This is a genomic window from Glacieibacterium sp., assembly GCF_965200405.1.
GTDB lineage: Bacteria > Pseudomonadota > Alphaproteobacteria > Sphingomonadales > Sphingomonadaceae > Glacieibacterium.
The window spans coordinates 814,675-830,284 of sequence record NZ_OZ241356.1 but is presented as its reverse complement, the minus strand read 5'-3'; the positions used below and the strand labels follow the sequence as shown (position 1 = coordinate 830,284).

Here is a 15,610-nt window from a genome sequence, read left to right as displayed (position 1 = left end):
CCGCTTCTAGTAGATGCCGCCGCTGTTACGCAAGAAGTCGGCGTCGGAGCGGACGACCTCGTGGGTGCCGGGCAGCATCGAGTTCGGCTGCTTCAGGCTGCCGGTGCGGCGCGGCTCGCTGGCCGGCTTGAAGGCTTCCCAGATGACCAGCGCCTTGCGCTCGTCGGTCGGGGTGGCGCCATAGACCCGCTTGCCGGAGCGGCGCTCGACGGTGACCATGCGGATGCCGGGCGGGATGACGAACGGCAGCTTGGGCGCGTCCTTCAGCACCTTCTCGCCGAACTGGCGCCAGATCGGCAGCGCGACGGTGCCGCCCTGCGCATAGCCGCCAAGGCTGCGCGGCTTGTCGTAACCCATGTACAGGCCGGCGACGAGATCGGGGGTGCCGCCGATGAACCAGACGTTGGTCGGGCCGTTGGTGGTGCCGGTCTTGCCGGCCAGCGGGCGGTTCATGCTGGCAAGGCCCATCGCGGTGCCGCGGGTGACGACTCCCTCCATCAGGTGGACGATTTGATAGGCGGTGCGGGCGTCGATGATCTGCTTGGGCACGCCACCGGGGCGAGGCATGGCGCCACCGTTCCAGTCTGGCGCCTCGCAGCCTTCGCAGATGCGGGTGTCGGCGCGGTAGATGGTCTTGCCGTTGCGGTCCTGGACCCAGTCGATCAGCGTCGGCTCCAGCTTGCGACCGGCGTTGAACAGCTGGGCGTAGGCGTTGACGAGACGCTGCACCGTGGTTTCGCCAGCGCCGAGCGCGATCGCAAGGACCGCCGGGTATTTGCCGATGCCGAGGTCGGCGGCGGTCTTGACCACCTTGTCCATGCCGGTGTCGTAGGCGATGCGGACGGTCATCAGATTGCGCGACTGCTCGAGGCCCCAGCGCATCGTCTGCGCGCCGGCATAGCCGCCGCTGAAGTTCTTGAAGCACTTCTGCCCCAGCCGCTTGGTCTGGAAGACGCAATACGGCGCGTCGACATAGATCGACGATGGTGTCGCGCCATTCTCCAGCGCCGTCGCATAGACGATCGGCTTGAAGGTCGAGCCGGGCTGGCGAAGCGCTTGCGTGGCGCGGTTGAACGACTGGGCGCGCGCGTCGAAGCCGCCAACCATCGCCAGTACGCGGCCGGTGTGCGGGTCCTCGACGACCATGCCGCCAGAGACTTCGGGAACCTGGCGCAGCGCATAGCCGCTACCCGACTTGGCGACTGGAACGACGTCGCCGACCTTGAGGGCACGCGAGGCGGGAATGTTGGTGCCGCGCAACAGCCGCTGGGCGGAGGACGCGGGCATGCGGCCCTCGCTGCCATCGGCAAAGCCCAGGCGCGTGTCGCCGTCGCTGTTGCTCAGCACGACTGCTGGGTACCAGTCGGAATAGCCCGTCGCGATCCGCGTCGCGCGGAGCCGGCCGGGCCAGCCGTCGCCGGTATCGATGTGCGCCGCCGGTCCGCGCCACGGCCGCTGCGCCTCATAGCGGACCAGCCCGTCGCGCAGGGCTTTCTCGGCCGCCGCCTGGATGAACGGGTCGATCGAGGTCCGCACCCACAGGCCGCCGCCATAGACGCTGTTCGGGCCATTCTCCTGGCCTTCACCGAACTTGGTGATCAGGGCGCGGCGAACGTCCTCAAGGAAATAGTCGCCGATGTGGACGACGCGCGGGCTGGAGCCGGGGATCGCCTGCAGCGGATCGGCCTGTGCCGTCGCCAGTTCGGCGTCGGAGATATAATTGTTCGCGCGCATTTGCCGCAGCACATAATTGCGCCGGGCCAAAGCCCGCTCGCGGCCATGCTCGGTGGTCGGGCTATAGGTCGATGGCGCTTTCGGCAGGATCGCCAGATACGCCATCTGGGCGAGATCGAGGTCGGCCACCGATTTGCCGAAATAGGCCTGGGCGGCGGCTTCGACGCCGTAGCTGTTGCGGCCCAAAAATATCTGGTTGAGGTAAAGCTCGAGAATCTGCTGTTTCGAGAAGGCGTTTTCCAGCCGCCAGGCAAGGATCGCCTCCTTCAGCTTGCGCCCCAGCGAGACCTCGTTGTTGAGCAGCAGGTTCTTTGCGACCTGCTGGGTGATCGTCGACGCGCCGACCGGACGCTTGTCGGTGCCGAACGACTTCAAGTTGGTCCAGACTGCACCGGCAATACCGGCATAGTCGAGGCCGTGATGCTGGAAGAACGTCTTGTCCTCCGCGGAAATATAGGCCTGGACGAGGCGCGTCGGGATCTCGTTATAGCCCAGGTAGATCCGGCGCTCGCGGCTGAAACTGGTCAGCACGGTGCCGTCGCTGGCGCGCACGGTCGACGGGAGCGGCGGCGTATACTTCGCCAATGTCGAAGTGTCCGGCAGGTCGCGGATGGTCAGCCAGACGAAGGCACCGAGGATGACCGCAAGCAGCACGCCGCCGCCCAGCACCCAAAGCAGGATTCGTCTCAGTCCCGACACTTACGCGCAATCGCTCCGCATCGTGCGGCTATAGCATCGACGACGCGCGGAACCAGCCTCTTCGATATTGTACGATTATGTACAATTCCATATGTGTTTTTAGTACGAATTTAAGACTATCTTGAAATAACCGCTTCTTAGCATCGGCTTATCGACTCACAGGGTTGAGAGTCGGTCGCCGGAACGTGGGTAGTGGCGGTGGCAGCAGCATTGTATCATCGGTCGATCCTGGCCGTATTGGCTCGTTGCCGGTCCGGCGCGACGGCAACGATCATCGCCTTGATGATGCCGTTGCTCGTCGGCACCACCGGGCTGGTGACGGAATACGGCTATGGCATGCTGCGCAAGGCCGAGACCCAGCGGGTGGCCGATGTCGCGGCCTTTTCGGGTGCGGTCGCCTATAACACCGCGCTCGATAATTCCGCGACGGCGAGCCAAAGTGCCACGGCCATGACTTCGGCGGCGCTGGGGCTGGCGGCAATCAACGCGGTATCGGCGAGCAACGTCGTCGTGTCGCTGGTCGATTCGCCCAATGCCAATGGCAACAAGGCGGTCAGCGTCACGATCAAGGACCAGGTGCCGCTGATATTCTCGCGACTGATCGCGCCGAGTGCGAGCCTGGGCGTCGCCAGCAATGCCGTCGTCGAGCTGGTCACGGCGGCGGGGCCGTGCGTGACCTCGCTGCAGGCGGTCGTCGGTCCCCTGACGGCGGGTATCGGGATCGACGGCGGGACCGTGATCAACGCGCTGCTGTGCGCCGTATCGGCCAACGCCGCGGTGACCGTGCCATGCGGCACCGGTATTAACACCGCGCGCCTGACTTTCAACGGCACGCAGCCGCCGGACCAGCCCTGCAACGGCGTCCAGGCGCCCGTCGGGCAGGTACTCAACCTGTTGCGTAAGCAGGTCGTCGATCCCTATTCCGCCGATGCCAGCATCACCGGCGCACAGGCGCGGGTGGTGCAGACGGGGTTGCAACTGCTGGTCCCGCCGCCGGTCGTGGTGGCGATCCTGCCGCCGGCGATCAGCTTTGCGGGTAGCGTCCTGACGACGACGGTGGCGAACGCCAAGACCGCCGGCTGCACCGCGGCGCTGACCGGCAAGGTCTGGAACGTCACTGCCTGCGGTGCCACCGTCACCCTTGCGTCGATCTCGGTCGCAGCGGGCTACAGCGTCAACTTCAACACCGCCGGCGCGGCGACGACGGTCTATAATATCGCCGGCGAGATCAGCAGCAGCGGCGACGCGCTCAGCTTTGGCCCCGGAGTGTTCAACGTCGCCGGCGGCATCCGCAACCTCGGCAGCGGGTCGATGACATTCACCGGCGGAGCACTCAACCTGGGCTTCGGCGTGCTCAGCACGTGCAGCGACGGTACGGCCTACAGCCTGTGCAACAAGGGGCGATTCACCGCGTCCGGACCAGTCAGCGTGACCGCTTCCAACGGCATCTACAACGCAGCGGCGGCGACGATGACGCTGGGCTCGGGCAGCGGCAACAGCTACCGCATCGGCAAGGCACTGCTCGGCTCCGCGATGCGGCTGGCGGTCGGGTCGACGACGATGCTGGGCAACGGCACCGGCGACTATCTGTTCGCCGGCGACATCGCCATGGACGCCGGGTCGGGCAGTTGCCTGGTCATCGGCTCGGCACCCAATCACGATATCAACGGCAGCCTGCGCACCGCCGGCGCGACGGTGCTCGGCGGCGGCACCTATACCGTCACGGGCGCGGTACTGCTGGGGGTCAACGGCGCGGCGGACGCGATGTGCAACGGCACGTCGCAGGGTGTCGCGGCCTCGGGCGTGACCTTCGTCGTCGGTGGTGGGCTCGGCGTGCCGCTAACGGGCCCGTGCGCGCTGGAGGCGTTCTGCGTCGCGCCGGGTTATAACAATGTCGTGGTCACCGCGCCGACCTCGGGGCTGCTGGCCAAGGTCGCGGTGATCGGCCCGGCACTCAACGCCTCGGGCGCGCTGTTCAGCAGCGGGTTGAGCAATACCAGCCTGTCGGGGCTGTTCTACGTGCCGCTAGGCCCGGTCGACATCAGTGGTGGCGTCGGCGTCGGCTCGGGACTGGGCCAGTGCCTTGAACTGGTGGTCGGGCAATTGCTGGTCCACCACAGCTCGATCTTCGCGGCACCGTGCAAGAGCAGCGGACCCGCGATCCGCAGTGCGCGCCTAGTCGCCTAGCCGCGCTTGCGGATCGCTGCCAGCGCCGCGATGCCCGCATTCAGCCGCCGCATGACCTCGGCATGGACCAGCGGGGTCGCCGCGACGACGCCGCGGACATGCGGCTCGGGGCGGTTGTAGCGCAGGGCGGCGCCGCTGCGGTCGGTGACGGTGCCACCCGCCTCGGTCAGGATCAGCGCGGCGGCGGCGACGTCCCATTCGTTGACGACGCGACCCTCCATGAAGGCGTCGCACTCCCCCGCCGCGACCTTGGCCATGCGCAGCGCGATGGAATTGGGCTTCTCCACCGCGACCGCGTCCCACGGCTCGGGCCAGAAGGCTGCGGTCAGGTTCGGCGGATCGATCGGCATGCGCAGGCCGCTGCACCCTGTCCGCCCGCTGACCGCCAGCCGAACGCCGTCGCGGTGACTGCCACGGCCCTTGGCGGCGACGTAAAGCTGGCCACGCGCCGGGGCACACAGCGCGCCGAGCACGACATCGCCGTCCTCGACCAGCGCCACCGATACCGCCCAGCCGTCGCGGCCGCGGATGAAGTCGCGCGTGCCGTCGATCGGATCGACCACCCAGACGCGGCGGCACGCCAGCCGGTCGGCGCTGTCGGCGGTCTCCTCCGACAGCCAGCCGTAATCCGGGCGCGCGCCGAGCAGCCGGTCCTTGAGATAGGCGTCGAGCGCGAGGTCGGCTTCGCTGACCGGGTTGCCCGGCGACTTGTCCCAGACCGCGACGCCGGCGTGGAAGTGCTGCATCGCCAGGTCGCCGGCGGCGCGCGTCACCCGGACCAGCAACGCCAGATCGTCGCCGGTCTCGATCCGTGCGTCAGGCACCAGCGAGCGTCATGCCGTCGATACGGATTGTCGGGACGTTGGTGGCGTGGATGAACTCCAGGTCGCTGGCCGGCACCAGCGCGCGGAACATGTCCTTCAGATTGCCCGCGATGGTGATCTCGGCGACCGGCACGGTCAGCTCGCCGTTTTCGATCAGGAAGCCGCTGGCGCCGCGGCTATAGTCGCCGGTCAGGCCGTTGACGCCCATGCCGATCAGCTCGGTGACGTACAGCCCGTACTTGATATCGGCGATCAGCTCGGTCGGGCTCAGCGTTCCCGCGGCGAGGTGGAGGTTGGCCGGGCCCGCACCTGGCGGCCCGGTGGTGCCGCGCACCGCATGGCCGGTCGGCTGCAGGCCGAGCTGGCGCGCCGCAGCGGAGTCCATCAGCCACTGGGTCAGCACGCCGTCCTTGATGATGTGCGTCGGCGTCGTCGCCAGCCCCTCGCCGTCGAACGGGCGCGAGCGCATGCCACGGATGCGGTGCGGATCGTCGAGGACCTGGATGCCGTCGGCGAAGATCTGCTGGCCCAGGCTGTCGAGCAGGAAGCTGGTCTTGCGGGCGATCGAGCTGCCGGTCAGCGCGCCGACCAGATGGCCGAGTAGGCTGGAGCCGACGCGCGGGTCGAACACCACGGGCAGCGCCTGGGTGCCGAGCTTGATCGGATTGACGCGCTTGACGGCGCGCTCGCCGGCCTGCTTGCCGATGGTCTCGGCGGCTTCGAGGTCGTTGAGGTAGCGGGCCATGCGATAGGCGTAGTCGCGCTGCATGCCCTCGCCGGCGCCGGCGATGACGCTGGCGGAGATGCCGTAGCTGGTGCCGCGATAGCCCTGCGCGAAGCCGGCGGAGGTCGCCAGCGCGGTGACGGCGCGCCCGGCACTGGCGCCGCCGCCTTCGGAATTTGTGATGCCCGGCACGGCGCGCGCCGCGTCCTCGGCGGCAAGTGCGGCGACCTTGAGCGCATCGGCCGACGGATCGCCGCCATCGTCGAGGTCGAGGTCGGGCGCAGCGCCCTGCATCAGCCGGTCGGCGGGGGCGAGCCCGGCGTAATCGTCCTCGGTCGCCTCGCGCGCCATCGCCAGTGCGCGCTCGACGACCAGCGCGAGGCCAGCGGTCGACAGGTCCGACGTCGAGACGCTGGCGACGCGCTGGCCGACGAAGACCCGCAGGCCGATCTCCTCGCCTTCGCTACGCCCGATGTCCTCCAGCGCGCCGAGGCGGACACTGATCGAGGTCGAGGCGTCGCCGATGTACATCGCATCGGCGGCATCGGCCCCCGCCTTGCGCGCCTCGGTCATGGCATGGGTCAAGCGGTCGAGCGCGGCATCTACGGTAAGCATGGCGCGGATGTAGGGGCTTTGCGGGGCTTCGTCATCCCCGCAAGGCGTCGCGCATCGTCAGCCGATTGACGTCAGGCTGGCCTCGACCTCATGGATCGAGCGATCGATCGCGCCAAGCGCATGCGCCCGCTCGGTTTCCGGAAATGCCTTGCTCGCCGGCTGCGTAGCGACAGAGGCACGCATCGTGTTGAGGCTGGTGAGCCCCTCTGCCAGCGTGGCGCGCAGCGGTGCAGGGGCCGCGCTGGCACACATCACCGTGTAGGTCTGCGTCGTGCCCTTGCCCTTGATCGCCATGGCGGAGGGCTTGGCGGTGGGCTTGAGGTCGCATCCGCCGGCTTTGCTGAAGTCGGCGGGCAGGGTCATGCCGTTCGGCAGCGGCGCCGATGGTGCGACCGCCGCGCCGGCGACGACCAGGGTGTAGTGGCCCGCGCCATCCGGCTTGACGCCGATCGTCACCGCTTGCACGCCGGCAGCCGTGCCCGGCTTGTGCGATTTCGTGGCCGTGGCGGCGAGCGCGGTGCCACCGAGGGCGACCAGGACGATCCCGCCCAGCGCAAGTCGCCGGCTGGTCTGCTTGTGATTTCCGAGCATGATCAAACGTCCTTTCAGGTTGGAGCTCCCATTCAGGTTGCAGGCGGGGAGCGCGCCGATACCCGCCGCCTTAGCGAGAACACGAGCGTAGGCTGGCAACGCGCCGGGGCCGGCGGCGGCAAGGACGTGCGCGTCGGTGGCGAATTCCTGGTCGTCGCGGAAGGCGCGTATCGCGACCCAGGCGAGTGGGTTCCACCAGTGCAGCGCCAGCACGAAGATCGATGCCCAGTTGGCGAGCAGGTCGCCGCGCGCATGATGAGCCGCTTCATGGGCCAACGCGAGTTCGCGTTCGACGGGGTTATAGTCGGTGGTGAAGCCGCTGGGCACCGCGATCCGGCGCTGGAAGACGCCAAAGGCGAGCGGGCCTTCGACATCGGTGGCAAGGATGCGGATGCTGCCGACCTTCCCCAGGTCGCTGCCCCGGTTGTGCAATCTGTGGCAGAAGCGAACATGCCGCACGCTATAGGTTGCAAAGACGCCGACGGCCCCGACCAGCCAGATTGCCAGTAGCGTCAAGTCGCCGTGCCAAGGCTCCAGCCCCTGCCACGCCGCCGCATCGCCGCGGGGCCCGACGAACAGCATCGGCACCGTGGAGGCAGTCTGGCCGGCGAGGGGAAGCACGCTGTCGGGCAACGCCGGCAGGACCAGGCGCAACGGCACCACAACCCACAGTGCATAGCCTAGCCTCGGCCCGAGCCATCGGCGGACCGGCGTGCGGAGTCCCATGACCAGCAGCATGAGCGCTGCAGATGCGAGCAGTGCACCCTCGCCCCAGGCGATGAACGCGGTCACGGCTTGAGGTTCTTGAGCAGGGCCTCGATCTCGGCGATCTCCTCGGCACCAAGTGCATCGCGTTCTGCGAGATGGGCGACGAGGGGCGTCAGCCTTCCACCGAAGAAGCGATCGATGAGGCGCCGCGATTCCCCGGCGACATAATCTGCGCGGGCCAGCAGCGGACGGTAGAGATAACGTCGGCCGTCCGCCTGGTGCGCGACCGCGTTTTTGGCAACGAGGCGCGCGAGCAGCGTCTTGACCGTGTTGCCCGACCAGCCGCGCTCGGCGGGCACTCGGTCGATGACGTCCTGCGCGGTGAGGGGGCTGCCGGCCCATAGCACCGCCATCACCGCAGCTTCGGCCTCGCTGATACGTTCCATGTTTCTCGCCTTCGAATCGACTACAGGCGTAGTTACCACGCCTACAGCTGTAGTCAATCCTGTCTATGCGGGGTCAGGCCAAGCCGACCACCGCCAGTCCGGCGAAGACCAGCAGCCCGGTCGTGCGGTTGGAGCGAAACAGGCGCAGCGCGTTGGCCGGGCTGCGGTCGCCGAGGCCCGCGACCTGCCACGCCAGGTGCAGTGCGGCGGGCGCCAGTACGAAGAACGCCAGATAGTCGGGGTGCGCCAGCCAGATTGCTGCCGCCAGCAGCGCGATCGTGACGACGTAGAACAGCGCCACCCCCGCTTGTGCGCCATCTCCCAGAGCCCGGGCGCTCGACTTGATACCCGCCATCGCGTCGTCCTCGATGTCCTGCAGCGCGTAGATCGTGTCATAGCCCAGCGTCCAGGCGATGCCCGCGGCGTACAGCGCCGCCAGCGCCCAGCCGGGTTCCGCCACCGCGACCCAGGCCACCGGGATGCCCCAGTTGAAGGTCAGCCCGAGCCACGCCTGCGGCCACCAGGTGATCCGCTTCATGAACGGATAGGCAGCGACCAGCGCCAGCGAGCCGAGCGCCACGACCTGCGCCTGCCAGCGCAATTGCAGCAGCACCACCAGCCCGGCCAGCGCGAGCATGACCAGCCACGCCCAGGCGGCGCGCGCCGTCACCCGGCCACTCGCCAGCGGCCGGTCGCGGGTACGCTCGACCCGGGCGTCGAGGTCGCGGTCGACGATGTCGTTATAGACGCAGCCGGCGCCGCGCATCGCGACGCTGCCCAGCCCGAACCAAAGGAGCAGCGGCCAGTGGTCGCGCAGGCCGCCGGCCAGCGCCAGTCCCCAGGCACACGGCCAGAACAACAGCCACGTCCCGATCGGCCGGTCGAAGCGCGCCAGCCGGGCGAAATCGCGAAGCCTGGGCGGCAGCAGCTCGACCCAGCCGGAGGGGCGGGTTTCCGCGTCGGGGGTGGCGGTGCTAGTCACCGGGCCATGAGCGAAAACCCGGCCCCTGAGTCAAGCACCCCCACCAGCTCCGCCCGGCTGTTCGTCGAGGCCGCATTGGGCCAGGACGTCGTCGTGACGCTGCCGGGGCCGGCCAGTCACTACCTGTCGGGCGTCATGCGGCTCGGCGTCGGCGACACGGTGCGGCTGTTCGACGACCGCAGCGGCGAATGGCTGGCGCGGCTGGTCACGGTCGGGCGCAAGGCGGTCGGCGTGGTCTGCGAGGCCCGGCTGCGCGAGCGCGAGACGGTGCCCGACCTGTGGCTGTGCGCCGCGCCGCTGAAGCGTGGGCGGATCGACTGGCTGGCGGAAAAGGCCTGTGAGCTCGGCGTGGCGCGGCTGGTGCCGGTGACGACACGCCGGACGGTGGTCGACAAGCTCAACCTCGACCGGTTGCGCGCGCACATGATCGAGGCGGCGGAGCAATGCGGGCGCACCGCGCTGCCCGAACTCGGCGAGCCGGTGACGCTGGCGATGCTGCTGCGCGACTGGCCGGCCGGGCGGACCCTGGTGTTCGCCGACGAAACAGGCGGCATCTCGCTGGTGCAGGCCGCCAAGCCCGGCCCGGCGGGCATCCTGATCGGCCCCGAGGGCGGCTTCACCCCCGACGAACGCACCGCCATCCGGGCCGTGCCCGGCGCGATCGGCGTATCGCTCGGGCCGCGCATCCTGCGCGCGGATACGGCGGCAGCGGTCGCGGTCGGGGTGTGGCAGGCGCTGGCGGGCGACTGGTAGGCGCGACGGCGACGCTTGCTCAGTCCATCAGCTTGCGGGTGAAGTAGATCATCTCGAGGGCGTTGGTCCGCGCCGTCTGCTTCAGGTTCGCGCCGCTGCCGTGGCCGCCCTCGGTGTTCTCGTAATAGGTGTAGGGCAGGCCGAACTCCTTCATCCGGGCGGCGAACTTGCGGGCGTGGACGGGGCCGACGCGGTCGTCCTTGGTGGTGGTGAAGATGTACGGCTCGGGGTAGGCGACGCCGGGTTTCAGCGCCTCGTAGGGCGAGGTCTTTTCCCAGAAGGCGCGTTCGTCGGGGTTGGCGACGCTGCCGTACTCGCCCACCCATGATGCACCGGCGGCGATCTTCTCGAAGCGCAGCATGTCGAGCAGCGGCACGTTGATGTTGACGGCGTGCCACAGGTCGGGACGCTGGGTCATCTCGACGCCCATCAGCAGCCCGCCGTTGGATCCGCCGGTGATGCCGAGGCGGCGGGCGCTGGTCAGCTTGCGGCGGATCAGGTCTTCGCCGACCGCGGCGAAATCATCATAGGCAGTCTGGCGCTTGGTCTTGAGCGCCGCGTCGTGCCACGCCGGGCCGAACTCGCCGCCGCCGCGGATATTGGCGACCGCGAAAGCACCGCCGCGCTCCAGCCACAGCTTGCCGATGACGCCCGAGTAATATGGCGTGCTCGAGACCTGGAAGCCGCCATAGGCATCGAGGATAGTCGGGGTCGAGCCGTCGAGCCGGATGTCGCGGCGGTGGGTGATGAAATAGGGGATCCTGGTCCCGTCCTTCGACACTGCCTCGAACTGCTCGGTGACCAGCCCGGAGGCGTCGAAGCGTGGGGCCAGCGTCTTGACCTGCACCGGCTTGGCGCTGCCGTCGGCCAGCCACATCGTCGTCGGCACCAGGTAGCCGGTGACCATCAGGAAGGCGTCGTCGCTGGTCCGCTCCGTCGCGGCGACGTCGACCGAGGCGTTGTCGGGCAGCGCCAGCCGGGTCTCGCGCCAACCGCTGCCCGTGGGCGTGAAGGTGTAGGCGCGGCCGCGGACATTGTCGTAGATCGCCGCCAGCACGCTGGTCTTGGTGACATGGACGCTGTCGACCGACTGGCGCGCGTTGGGGGTGAAGATCAGCTGCGGCGACAGGGGCTTGCCGGTCGCGGCGGCAACGGCATCGACCGCGACGATCGAGCCCGACGGCAGCGCTGCCTTGCCCGCCACCGGCCAGTCCTGCTGCAGGCTCATGATCAGGCGCCCGTCGAGCAGCCCCTCGACCCGCGACTTGGGCGGTGCGTCGACCTTGGTCAGGCCGGCCTTGCCGTACAGGTACACCGCATTCTCGAAGAACGAGATGCCGCGCTGCATCCCGGTGACACGGTTGCCCTTGCCATCGACCAGGACCAGCGGACCGGCGGCGACGTCGGTCGGCTCACCGCGGAAAACCTCGACGGCGGCCTCGGGCTTCCGCCCGCGCTGCAGCCGCTTGACGACGAACGGATAGCCCGAGCTGGTCATCGTGCCGGGACCCCAGTCGCGTGCCACCAACAGGCTGTCGGGCGTCTCCCACGACACGTCCTGCTTGCTGGTCGGCAGGGAAAAGCCGCCGGGCACGAACTGGCGTGTCGCCAGGTCGAACTCGCGGACCGTGGTCGCATCCTCGCCGCCATCGGACAGCGAGACCAGGCAGCGGCGCTCGGCCAGCGGCTCGCATTGCACGCCCTTCCACACCCAGTTCGCCTCTTCCGCGGTGCTCAGCGCGTCGAGGTCGAGCAGCGTCTGCCACGCCGGCGCCGCAGCCCGGTAGCCGGCGATCGAAGTCGTCCGCCAGATGCCGCGGACGTGCGCCGCATCCTGCCAGAAATTGGTTACCGCGCCGCCGATCAGGTCGGGGTTGGGGATGCGGTCGGTGGCCTCGGCGATCTTGAGCGCGTCGGCGAACAGCCCGGCATAGCGCGGGTCCTTCTCGAAGACCCCGGTGGTGCGGGCGTTCTCCGCCTCGACCCAGGCCAGCGCGCGCGGCGACGAGACTTCCTCCAGCCAGATATAGGGATCCGGCGCGGGCGCGGCGTTGGCGGCAAGTGCGGCAAACGCACCCGACAAGATGGTTGCAGGCAATTTCATGCGAGCTCCTGAGGCATCGCCGGCGCTTATGCCGCGCCGGCGAAGTCGTGGCCAGTGCGGCGGGAGAGGTACTTGCCCCAAGCGTCAACCGGGCGCACCATCACCTCGACTCATAGCGCCCCCGGTGAGAGCGGCGCATGACGACCTGGGAGGCGACGATGGCGACCCGAGCACTCGATCCGGAACATGGCGACGCACTGGATGCGGCGCGTCGGCGAGCCGCATCGATGCCGCTGTCGGAGCTCGACATGCTCGATCACGACCTGTGGACCAGCGATACCATCTGGCCCTATTTCGAGCGGCTGCGCGACGAGTCGCCGGTGCATTATCACGAGCATGGCCGCTTCGGGCCGTATTGGTCGATCACCCGCTATGCCGACATCATGGCGGTCGACACCAATCACGCGGTGTTCTCGTCCGAAGCCTACCTCGGCGGCATCACGGCGCGCGACATGGACAAGGATTTCATCCTGCCGATGTTCATCGCGATGGATCCGCCCAAGCACGACATCCAGCGCAAGGCGGTGTCGCCGATCGTCTCGCCGGGCAACCTCGCCAATCTGGAGGTGCTGATCCGCGAGCGGGCACAGGCGATCTTCGACGGCCTGCCGATCGGCGAAACTTTCGACTGGGTCGACCGCGTCTCGATCGAGCTGACCACCCAAATGCTGGCGACGCTGTTCGACTTTCCGTGGGAGGACCGCCGCCTGCTGACCTTCTGGTCCGACCGTGCCACCGCCGACGACACCATCCCGGGCAATCCGACCAAGGAAGAACGGCAGGGCTATATGCTCGACTGCCTGAGCTATTTCACGCGGCTGTGGAACGAGCGGGTCAACGCTCCGGGTGGCAACGACCTAGTCTCGATGCTGGCGCATAACCCCGCCACCCGCGACATGCCGCCGATGGAGTATCTAGGCAATCTGCTGCTGCTTATCATCGGCGGCAACGACACGACGCGCAATTCGATCACCGGCGGGCTGCTGTTCCTCAACGAGAATCCGGCGGAGTATGCCAAGCTGCGTGCCAATCCGGCGCTGGTCGAGTCGATGGTGCCGGAGATCATCCGCTACCAGACGCCGCTGGCCCATATGCGCCGCACCGCGCTGCAGGACTATGAACTTGGCGGCAAGACGATCCGCAAGGGGGACCGCGTCGTCATGTGGTACGTCTCGGGCAACCGCGACGAGCGTTCGATCGAGCGTCCCGACGAGTTTATCATCGACCGCGCCCGGCCGCGCCAGCATCTGTCGTTCGGCTTCGGCATCCACCGCTGCGTCGGCAACCGGCTGGCGGAGATGCAGTTGAAGATCGTCTGGGAGGAGATTTTGAAGCGTTGGCCGAACATCGAGGTGATGAGCGAGCCGCGGCGGGTTTCGTCCGCCTTCGTCAAAGGGTACGAGACGCTGCCGGTTCGTATACCGGCCTGAACCGCGCCCACACGAGGATATCGATGCCGAAAGTCACCTTCATCGCTGCCGATGGCGGCGTGCGTACCGTCGATGCACCAGTCGGCCACTCGGTCATGGAAGCGGCCATCGACAATGGCGTGCCCGGCATCGACGGCGACTGCGGCGGCAATTGCGCCTGTGCGACCTGTCACGTGCATGTCGATGCCGCGTGGCTGGCGTTCACCGGCAGCCGCTCCGACATGGAAGAATCGATGCTCGATTTCGCCGAAGGGCTCGCGCCGGACAGCCGCCTTGCCTGCCAGATCGACCTCAGCGACGCGCTGGACGGGCTGATCGTCCGGACCCCGGTTTCGCAGCACTAGGTTGCTGGATCAGCCGGTCGCAACTCGCAGGCCGGCCACCCGCAGGGCCGGCTCGACGGTCGCGGGCAGCTTCGACAATTGTCTCTCGCCCGGTCGCAGATAGCCGGCGATCGCGGCGGCGGCGCGTGCCGAGGCAGAGGCCGGGCCTGACGCGAAGGTGCGATCGATGCCGTCGACCTGCGCGGACCGGAAGCGCGAATGCTCGACCCGGGCGATGTCGATCTCCTCGATGATGCCGGCGGCGGTGCGCAGCACCTGCCCGAAATTCCAATGCAAATAGTTCTCGTCGCGTATCCAGTCGATGCCGTGCGGATTGAGGAACAGGCACGGCTTGGGGGTGCGCAGGAACTCGTAAACCTGGCTGCTGACATCGCCGACATAGACATCGGCGAGAGTTGTATAGCTCATGTCGATCAGCCGATCGCTGCCGCCGTCGAACAGGATGCGATCGTTCCCGGCATGGCGCTTGACCAGGGCATCCCAGCGCGCCCGCTCGGATCGTTGATCGAGCAACCGGATATGCGGCGCGACGATCAGGTTATAGCGGTCCTGGGCGGCAAAGGCGTCGACAAGCGCCGCGCCGCATCCGCGCCATGAGGCGAAGTCGGCGAAATGCGGATTGTACAGCACCACCGGTCGATCGTCAGGAAATGCCTGCCAGCCCGGATCGCGCGCGACCTCCGCCGCATCGAACTTGGGATAACCGACGACGGCGTGGCAGCCGTCGCGGACCAGGCCCTCGCGGAGCATACGGCAGCGATGCTTGTCGCCCGCCATCAGCACCATGTCGAAGCGAGCGATGCGCCAGTCGAAACCGGCGGCACGGTCTCCGGCGCCGTGATCGAGGTGGATATAACGCGGCGACCTCGCGCCGAACTTCTTCAGGATCGAGCTCGTCCGCTCGGGCAGGGCGATCGCGTCGAAGCTGTTCAACCGGCTGGCGAGCACGGCGAGCGTCAGCAGCTTGGGCGGAATCGATCGGCCGGTCGCTGCGCGGGCAGTGTCGAGCAACTGCGATTGCGCCGCCTCGTAGTGGATCGGCGCCCCGCCGAGCTGCTCGACGAGATGCTCGGCATAGGCGATGTGCCCGGCGCTGGGCGACAGTACAAGGACCTCGAAGCCCGGCAGTCGCGCCAGTTCGGTCGCGATCGAGATGCCGTGCAGCAGCTGGTGACGCTGCGAGTTGAAAAAGAAACAGACACGCGTCGGCGGGTCGGGATTGTCGCTGTCTGCGCTGGAAGCGACCGTACGCAAAAACATCGCCGCGCGTTCCAGGAGTTAGCAGTCTCCATGAAACACCGGCGCAATGTAAAAGTTCAGTGACAATGGTCCGATTGCCGAGTGGCTTGCCGACAGGACAGGTGCGTGATGTCGAGCTGCCACCGTGTCGCGAGCCCGAAAATCATATAAAGATATCTTTATACTTGCTCCGGGGCGGCGGCACGGCTAGGCGGGCGGGCATCAACGTC

12 protein-coding genes are annotated in these 15,610 nt (G+C 67.9%); 4 read left to right on the top strand and 8 right to left on the bottom strand.

Annotation, left to right across the window (positions count from 1 at the left end):
* Positions 1 to 6: 6 nt before the first annotated feature.
* Complete coding sequence (locus tag ACOFKW_RS03735; RefSeq protein ID WP_419816013.1) at positions 7 to 2,433, bottom strand: penicillin-binding protein 1A; 2,427 nt, start codon at positions 2,431 to 2,433, stop codon at positions 7 to 9.
* A 282-nt stretch (positions 2,434 to 2,715) separates the two neighbouring features.
* Here ACOFKW_RS03735 and ACOFKW_RS03730 point away from each other — a divergent pair, with 282 nt between their 5' ends.
* The gene (locus tag ACOFKW_RS03730) at positions 2,716 to 4,620 is read left to right on the top strand and encodes a hypothetical protein (protein ID WP_419816012.1); all 1,905 of its coding nucleotides are present in this window, start codon (positions 2,716 to 2,718) and stop codon (positions 4,618 to 4,620) included.
* Here the strand turns inward: ACOFKW_RS03730 and ACOFKW_RS03725 are convergent.
* The 5 genes from ACOFKW_RS03725 to ubiA all read right to left on the bottom strand — a co-directional run bounded on the left by ACOFKW_RS03725 (position 4,617) and on the right by ubiA (position 9,510).
* The gene (locus ACOFKW_RS03725) at positions 4,617 to 5,366 is read right to left on the bottom strand and encodes a 3'(2'),5'-bisphosphate nucleotidase CysQ (protein WP_419816858.1); all 750 of its coding nucleotides are present in this window, start codon (positions 5,364 to 5,366) and stop codon (positions 4,617 to 4,619) included. The two genes, ACOFKW_RS03730 and ACOFKW_RS03725, sit on opposite strands and share 4 nt — an antisense overlap.
* A gap of 70 nt (positions 5,367 to 5,436) precedes the next feature.
* Positions 5,437 to 6,783, bottom strand: coding sequence for a TldD/PmbA family protein (locus ACOFKW_RS03720; protein WP_419816011.1), 1,347 nt, complete (start codon positions 6,781 to 6,783; stop codon positions 5,437 to 5,439).
* A gap of 57 nt (positions 6,784 to 6,840) precedes the next feature.
* Positions 6,841 to 8,166, bottom strand: a complete 1,326-nt coding sequence (locus ACOFKW_RS03715; protein ID WP_419816010.1) for a M56 family metallopeptidase — start codon at positions 8,164 to 8,166, stop codon at positions 6,841 to 6,843.
* Positions 8,163 to 8,528 (bottom strand): BlaI/MecI/CopY family transcriptional regulator, encoded by a 366-nt coding sequence (locus ACOFKW_RS03710; RefSeq protein WP_419816009.1) that lies wholly within the window; start codon positions 8,526 to 8,528, stop codon positions 8,163 to 8,165. The genes ACOFKW_RS03715 and ACOFKW_RS03710 overlap by 4 nt, the downstream gene beginning before the upstream one ends.
* Positions 8,529 to 8,601: 73 nt before the next feature.
* A complete protein-coding gene (gene ubiA / locus ACOFKW_RS03705; RefSeq protein WP_419816008.1) occupies positions 8,602 to 9,510 on the bottom strand; it encodes a 4-hydroxybenzoate octaprenyltransferase in 909 nt (302 codons plus the stop codon).
* Between the two features lie 6 nt (positions 9,511 to 9,516).
* Here ubiA and ACOFKW_RS03700 point away from each other — a divergent pair, with 6 nt between their 5' ends.
* Entirely contained in the window at positions 9,517 to 10,263 is a 747-nt protein-coding gene (locus ACOFKW_RS03700; RefSeq protein ID WP_419816007.1) for a 16S rRNA (uracil(1498)-N(3))-methyltransferase, read from the top strand.
* A 19-nt stretch (positions 10,264 to 10,282) separates the two neighbouring features.
* On the opposite strand, the gene ACOFKW_RS03695 is transcribed toward ACOFKW_RS03700, so the two are convergent.
* A complete protein-coding gene (locus ACOFKW_RS03695) occupies positions 10,283 to 12,367 on the bottom strand; it encodes a prolyl oligopeptidase family serine peptidase (RefSeq protein ID WP_419816006.1) in 2,085 nt (694 codons plus the stop codon).
* A 137-nt stretch (positions 12,368 to 12,504) separates the two neighbouring features.
* Between ACOFKW_RS03695 and ACOFKW_RS03690 the strand changes: the two genes are divergently transcribed.
* Both ACOFKW_RS03690 and ACOFKW_RS03685 read left to right on the top strand, forming a co-directional pair.
* Positions 12,505 to 13,797, top strand: a complete 1,293-nt coding sequence (locus ACOFKW_RS03690) for a cytochrome P450 (RefSeq protein ID WP_419816005.1) — start codon at positions 12,505 to 12,507, stop codon at positions 13,795 to 13,797.
* A 23-nt stretch (positions 13,798 to 13,820) separates the two neighbouring features.
* Positions 13,821 to 14,141 carry a 2Fe-2S iron-sulfur cluster-binding protein gene (locus ACOFKW_RS03685; protein WP_419816004.1) on the top strand — a complete coding sequence of 107 codons (321 nt, stop codon included), beginning with the start codon at positions 13,821 to 13,823 and terminating at the stop codon, positions 14,139 to 14,141.
* Between the two features lie 9 nt (positions 14,142 to 14,150).
* On the opposite strand, the gene ACOFKW_RS03680 is transcribed toward ACOFKW_RS03685, so the two are convergent.
* A complete protein-coding gene (locus tag ACOFKW_RS03680; RefSeq protein ID WP_419816003.1) occupies positions 14,151 to 15,401 on the bottom strand; it encodes a hypothetical protein in 1,251 nt (416 codons plus the stop codon).
* Positions 15,402 to 15,610: the final 209 nt, after the last annotated feature.

Coding starts and splice junctions, on each gene's coding strand:
- ACOFKW_RS03695 (WP_419816006.1), bottom strand. CDS start 12,367: ATGAAATTGCCTGCAACCATCTTGTCGGGTGCGTTTGCCGCACTTGCC.
- ACOFKW_RS03700 (WP_419816007.1), top strand. CDS start 9,517: ATGAGCGAAAACCCGGCCCCTGAGTCAAGCACCCCCACCAGCTCCGCC.
- ACOFKW_RS03720 (WP_419816011.1), bottom strand. CDS start 6,783: ATGCTTACCGTAGATGCCGCGCTCGACCGCTTGACCCATGCCATGACC.
- ACOFKW_RS03690 (WP_419816005.1), top strand. CDS start 12,505: ATGACGACCTGGGAGGCGACGATGGCGACCCGAGCACTCGATCCGGAA.
- ACOFKW_RS03710 (WP_419816009.1), bottom strand. CDS start 8,528: ATGGAACGTATCAGCGAGGCCGAAGCTGCGGTGATGGCGGTGCTATGG.
- ACOFKW_RS03725 (WP_419816858.1), bottom strand. CDS start 5,366: ATGCAGCACTTCCACGCCGGCGTCGCGGTCTGGGACAAGTCGCCGGGC.
- ACOFKW_RS03680 (WP_419816003.1), bottom strand. CDS start 15,401: ATGTTTTTGCGTACGGTCGCTTCCAGCGCAGACAGCGACAATCCCGAC.
- ACOFKW_RS03685 (WP_419816004.1), top strand. CDS start 13,821: ATGCCGAAAGTCACCTTCATCGCTGCCGATGGCGGCGTGCGTACCGTC.
- ACOFKW_RS03730 (WP_419816012.1), top strand. CDS start 2,716: ATGATGCCGTTGCTCGTCGGCACCACCGGGCTGGTGACGGAATACGGC.